The sequence below is a fragment of the Chitinophaga nivalis genome (assembly GCF_025989125.1).
Taxonomy (GTDB): Bacteria; Bacteroidota; Bacteroidia; order Chitinophagales; family Chitinophagaceae; genus Chitinophaga; species Chitinophaga nivalis.
This window is the reverse complement of the sequence record NZ_JAPDNR010000001.1, coordinates 3,762,264-3,767,698: the sequence shown is the minus strand read 5'-3', so window position 1 is coordinate 3,767,698 and position 5,435 is coordinate 3,762,264. Positions and strand designations below refer to the sequence as shown.

Here is a 5,435-nt window from a genome sequence, read left to right as displayed (position 1 = left end):
AGTTTCTTTGATTGGGTTAATTGAGGCATAAAAATTCAAGTCGGCAATAATGAAATTGCATGTTGATGTGAACAGGGAATCAGATAATCTTGTAACTATTTACTATTAAATACACGTTTCCGGGTTATTTGCTAATCTCCGGGAATATGCTATTGGGTTATTTTTATGATAGTACTTTTCTAACCATACTATTTAAGCAGGTACAAACACTGGAAAATTTTTTCCTTTGAAATCAGGTGCGATGGTTTTTATCTTGTGTCTACCAAATTTGGTTTCAAAGAAAATAAAAATAGAGAAAAAGATGAAGAATCATCACAGTTTTTCGACGAAAAAATAACAATATCTTGGTGATAAGCATTCTTAATGAAATAGTTTTGCAGTCCTTAAAAACAGCAGATACCTACAACAACCATTCACACCAAACCTGCTACAGGCAACACATTAAAAACATCAATCTACATCATATTCAAATAAAAAACAGCCGGTGGCTATGCTACCGGCTGCTACTACTTTTATCTATCTGTCAGATCAAAGCATCACTTACCCTTCATACAACACCGCCACCTTATTCTCTTTTTCACATCGCAACAACGCGATATCAATACCGAATAATTGCTTTACATTTTCTTTGGTAATCACTTCTTCCGGTCGGCCCGACAGCAATAACCGTCCATCTTTCAGGGCATATAGTTTATCACAATAGTTATATGCCAATGCCATATCATGAATGGCTGTAATTACTGTCTTCTCCATCGCCTTTAACATCGTAAACAATTGCAACTGATGTTTGATGTCCATATGATTGGTGGGTTCGTCCAGGATCAGACAGGGCGTTTGCTGGGCTATTGCCCGTGCAATAACGATCCGTTGTTTTTCGCCGCCGGATAAACCCATTACTTTTCTGTTGGCATAATCAGACATGCCCAATTCATGCAATGCCTGTTTCACCAATGCATGATCCACCGCAGTCATACTTTCGTACTTTTTTTTATGCGGGTATCTGCCCATCATCACAAACTCCGTCACCGTATAGTCTACATCCATACTATTAAACTGTCCCACGACGGCTATCTGCTGCGCCAGTTCCGCATAGGATACCTGGGATATACACCTGTCATTTATTCGTATGGACCCGCTATCCGGTTGTATGATTTTGGTAATACTCTTTAGCAAGGTTGATTTCCCACTGCCGTTTGCACCCAATATCCCCACAAACTGCCGGGGTTCTACGGTTAAACAGATAGCTGCAATAATGCATTTTTTATTAATGGTAACACTTATATGATCGACTTCAATATTCATCCGGATAAATTTCAGGAACCGTAACCACGTTTTAGGAAAATCAAAAAGAAAACAGGTGCACCGATGAGGGAGGTGATAATCCCAATCGGGATTTCCTGATTGGTCAGTAACACCCGCGACAAGGTATCTACCAACACCATAAACAGCCCTCCTCCCAGCAACACAACCGGTAATATAACGCTGCCGGATGTACGACATAATGCCCGTACAGCATGCGGCACCACCAACCCGATAAATCCGATAATCCCACACTGCGCCACCATCACACCGGTCAGTAAAGTGACAATAGCGATATAGACTTTTCTCTTTTTATTGACATCCAGGCCGAGACTTAAAGCAGGTTCGTCACCCAGACTCATCAGATTCAACGCACGGTATTGTGTTAAAAAATAGATAACGGATACGCCTATCGCCACCATCACGCCGATTACCTGGTTCCAGGATACATTGGCCAGGCTCCCCATTGTCCAGAAGGTGATGCTTCTCGCCCCTTCTATGTTTTTGGCATAGTATATCAGCAGGTTGGTTACCGCTATACAGATGGAGTTGACAATCACCCCGGCCAGAATCAAACGGGTAGTGGATGACCGGCCTTTGTAATTTGCGGCAAAATAAACAAAGGCGATGGCCCCTAAAGCGCCGGTAAAGGCCAGCAAAGGCACCAACAATTGTTGTCCAGGCCCGCTGGTGGCAAAATGCAAAGAAATCCCCAATGAGGCCCCCAGGGAAGCACCGGAGGAAATACCCAGAATATAGGGATCTGCCAGTGGGTTTTGTATCGCTGTTTGCATGACATATCCACACATGGCTAACCCACCACCAACCAACGCGGCAAACAGTATCCTGGGCAACCGGAGATGCAGGATAATATCGCTTATCAATGTATTGCTTTCGTTGCCTGTCATCACCTGCAGGATTTGGGCGTAGGAAATCTGTAACTGTCCAAGTTTCAGGGATAGCACGATGGCTGCCAGCAGCAATAGTGAGACAACAGGAATTTTTATTTTGTATAAAGTATTCATAGCTGCAAAAATTTAGAAACGGCGGAATATATTGTCTCCATATCCGTTGTTCCCCGGATAGCCTCCGTATAATCGACTTCCAATATTTCCCGTTTTTGAATGACCCGTAAATATTGCAGGAATGGATTATCATATAACTGCTCAGCTATATTTACGCCGGCCTGCTTTCTGAACTGCGTGATGATGATCTTATCCGGATTAGCCTGGATAATAGCTTCCAGGGGAAGAATAAAATATTGCTTACCCAGGTTCACATAATTTCCGCCACATTTTTCCACTACCTCATCCAATAAACACATGGTGGGTGGGTAATAATAGAACTGACCAAAACTACCGGCATACGACAGATGTAATACACGTGGCGCAGCAGCCCGAGGTCTGGCATACTTTGTTGCCGTGCATTCCAAGTGACGGATCATGCTATCGGTCTGTTCCTCCATATGCAGCAGGGTACCGGTCTTACGGATATCTGCCCGGTAATTTGCCTCATTTTTATCCTGGTTATAATTATCTATTATACAGGTTTTAATCCCTCTGTGATGCCAGAACGCTTCACTGCCAATCCGCTCTGTTCTAAAAGCAGATTCCAATGCAAAAATCAGATCAGGCTGTAACGCCAACACACTTTCTTTATCTACCCAACCACGCGACAAAACCGGTAAGCTATCATAGCCCTGTAAATGTTCGGGATTATCCAGATAAGCGATGCCTGCGATCCTATCTTTCAGGCCCAATGCCAGCAACAGTTCCAAGGGGGTTTGGCCCAACACCACCACCCTTTTATAATGTGCATTTACAGGTATTTGTGGCGCGGTGTTACAAGCAGTAACTGTCATTAAAAAGATCAACACATTCCGGAAATACTTCATCTGTTGCTGATAATGATAAAAGCTGATAAACAAAACTGCTAGAAACTATAAGCCATCCCAAATCTGAAATTTCTCGGCGGCTCCGGGCGCCAGTAGTACCAGCCGCTGGAATGATGCGATCCATTATATAAATAAGTATCCAGGATATTGTAGATATTCAGGTCCAATCGGAGTGGTCCCGTATGCCAGGATATGCCCGCATCAAACCGGCAATAGTCCGGCAGTGATTCCCCATTTAAATCGCCCGTCCACCAGGTTTGCCGGTCGGCCATATAACTCATGCTGCCAGACAAACCAAGATTTTTTAATACGCCTGATTGGAATTGATAATTCAGCAGGATGTTGCCCGAATGTTTAGCAGATCCCGGCACCTGTGTTCCTTTTTTGTAGCTGCTGGTTGATTCGGTAATTTTTGAATCGGTAAAAGCATAGTTAGCGATCATATACATTCCTTTAAAAATCGTTCCTTTCAGATCAAATTCAACGCCCTGCGTTTTGGTTTGTCCGAATTGCAATACATAGTTTTCGCCGCCGCCATTGTCGGGGTCTGCAGACAGCTGGTTCTCTTTCATGATCCGGTATAGCGACAACGAGGTATTCCAACTTCCCTCCCACCAGTCTTTCTTGATGCCCAGCTCGAAATTGTTACCTGTTAAAGGTTTCACGCTTTTACCACTGCGTAATTTTCCGGTTTGTGGCAAAAAAGCCTGATCATATAAAGCATATATATTCAGTGCATCAGCAACGGCATAGCTCAGGCCAACTCTGGGCGTGAATTTCCGGTTCTCCGATATCGTACCGTAATTATTATCCTTCACATAGGTATAACGTCCGGCCAGCGTCAAATGCAGCCTGTTATGAAAGAATCCCAGGTCATCCTGTACATACAGTCCAGCCACGTGGGATTCCAGCAGAAATCCGGTTCCGATGCGTCTTCTTACGTCAATGCTCCGGTCGAACTTCCCGGTACCATAGTACGGTTTCTGATAACCCTCTTTATAGATGTTGAATGTACCGATGCTATCCATATTATAGCTCTGCACAAAATCGGCCACATAACTTTTACTGCTCAGGTCCAGGCCCGCCAACAGCTTATGTTCTATAGGTCCTGTACGATGTTTGCCATTGACAAACACCTGACCAAAACGCATCTTGTTATTGGCATCCCAGATATTGAGATAGCGTTGCATATGACCCGTATTATTGATATTCCGGATCCAGATAAAAGATCCCTGCTGATTATAATCAAAATAGGATACCTGCGCCGTTATTCTCCAGTTGTCGTTCAGCACATGTTGCAGGTTGACATGTATGTTCTGGTCATGTACGACCGTTTGCTCAATTCCCGGATCAGCCAGTGTTTGCTGCCGTGGCACGGTACCATACCCTGTTTTGGAGAACAGGTATTTCACCCCGAGATCGGGCATACTGGCGTATTGAAAAATATACTCCACCGTGAGCGATGTTTTTTTGTCTAACTGATAAGTGAGTACCGGCGCTACGCTCCAGCGTTTTGTTGATTCATAATTTCTAAAGGCGTTATTGGTTTGCCCGGCTACGTTCAGGCGATACTGTAAGGTCTTGCGCTTATTCAGCAAGCCATCCAGGTCCAGTGTTGTTCTGTAAAGACCATAGCTACCCAGTCCAAACGAAAAATTCCCTTTGGGTGTACCGGAGGGTCGCTTGGTGACAATATTATAGATACCGCTCGGTTCTCCATTCGATAACATAAAGCCAGCCGGCCCTTTAACAAACTCAACCCGATCCACGAAACTCATATCCTCAGACAATACCCCGTACATCCCCGATACACTCATGCCGTTTCTGAATGCCGCCGCACGGGCGCCTCTCATGGTAATATAGGTGTACATATCGCCCCATCCTTCCAGTTTATTTGCCCCGCTTACATTACGGGCAATGGCATCAGACATCGTATACAACTGTTGTTCACTCAGCAGCTGGTTATTTAAAATCTGTATATTCTGCGGCACTTCCTGCAGTTTGCCGTCTATACGCAAAGAAGCAGACAGCTCCTGCACATTATACCTGTTTTTCCGGGAGGTGACAATCACTTCTTCCAGTAATTTTTTCGATGAAATACTGTCTGTTTGAAGGGAATCCTTTGCTATCTGGCCTTTGGCAGCGGTTATGGTAAACAGGGAGCATATGACTATCCAAAAAACTTTTACATTACACTTACGCGATATATTACTCTTCATGCTGAATAGATGATTAACTTTGC

Annotated in this window: 4 protein-coding genes; all 4 read right to left on the bottom strand. The window is 44.0% G+C overall.

The genetic code is table 11. The annotated features are described in order from the left end of the window. Window positions 1–540 precede the first annotated feature (540 nt). From OL444_RS15195 to OL444_RS15180, 4 genes are read right to left on the bottom strand one after another with little or no spacing between them, the layout of a single operon-like run. Window positions 541–1,302: an ABC transporter ATP-binding protein gene (locus tag OL444_RS15195; RefSeq protein WP_264732022.1), complete on the bottom strand. Its 762-nt coding sequence runs from the start codon at window positions 1,300–1,302 to the stop codon at window positions 541–543. Between the two features lie 11 nt (window positions 1,303–1,313). Continuing rightward, a complete protein-coding gene (locus OL444_RS15190) occupies window positions 1,314–2,324 on the bottom strand; it encodes a FecCD family ABC transporter permease (protein WP_264732024.1) in 1,011 nt (336 codons plus the stop codon). Beyond that, window positions 2,321–3,193 (bottom strand): ABC transporter substrate-binding protein, encoded by an 873-nt coding sequence (locus tag OL444_RS15185; RefSeq protein WP_264732026.1) that lies wholly within the window; start codon window positions 3,191–3,193, stop codon window positions 2,321–2,323. Before OL444_RS15185 ends, OL444_RS15190 begins: the two co-directional genes overlap by 4 nt. A 38-nt stretch (window positions 3,194–3,231) precedes the next feature. Then, window positions 3,232–5,412, bottom strand: coding sequence for a TonB-dependent siderophore receptor (locus OL444_RS15180; RefSeq protein WP_264732028.1), 2,181 nt, complete (start codon window positions 5,410–5,412; stop codon window positions 3,232–3,234). Between the last annotated feature and the right edge of the window lie 23 nt (window positions 5,413–5,435).